The 710-nt window shown below is 57.0% G+C and carries 1 protein-coding gene; it reads right to left on the bottom strand.

The genetic code is table 11. The features are described from left to right. On the bottom strand, nt 1-710 hold a 710-nt coding region (locus INT20_RS17935; protein WP_193057454.1), incomplete at both ends, for an IS1380 family transposase.

Genomic DNA, 710 nt, shown 5'->3' with positions numbered 1-710 from the left:
GCGATTCCCACGATGTAGTCGACGTGATGCCGATCACACCAGTTCAGCATCCGGGGACGACAAAAGTGGCTATCACCTCGTAACACGATGCGCGTATCGGGCCAGTATTGACGGATAAAGCGTACCAGTAAGGCGAGGATCGCCCAGCTATGGCGGCTGTCGCTGCGGTCACTGGTGCGCAGATAGCTCACCAGTAAGTGGCGCCCACAGAAGACATACAGTGGGAAGTAGCAGTGGTGATCGTAATAACGGTTAAAGAACTTGCCGGGTTGCTCGCCATGCACGGGGATGTCGGTGCCATCAAAGTCCAGCACGATCTCCTTGGGTGGTTCGTCATGCTGTTCAATGAAGTGATGCCACAGCAACTCATGGGCCTTCACTATTGCTTGCCGATCGGCGTTCTGCTCCACCCGGCACAGCGTCGACTTGCCTGCCAGCGTATCCTCTTCATCGAGCGCTGTCTGAAGGGCCTGATCATAGCGCAGGGCCTCATGGTCGTTGAAATCTTCATAGCCAGCGGCGACACCGAACACCCGCTGACGAACCAACGTGTCGAGCTTATGACGAACCTGTTCCGGTGAGCGGGGATCATGAAGCACGGCGGCCAAGCGGCGTGTTAGGCGATGCTGTTTATCGACTTCACGAAGCAGGAGTAATCCGGCGTCCGACGTAATGTGGCCCCCGGAGAAGTCGGCTTCAATTTGGCGGCG

The organism is Halomonas citrativorans, from assembly GCF_014898005.1.
Taxonomy (GTDB): domain Bacteria; phylum Pseudomonadota; class Gammaproteobacteria; order Pseudomonadales; family Halomonadaceae; genus Vreelandella; species Vreelandella citrativorans.
This window is presented reverse-complemented; position numbering and strand designations above follow the sequence as displayed.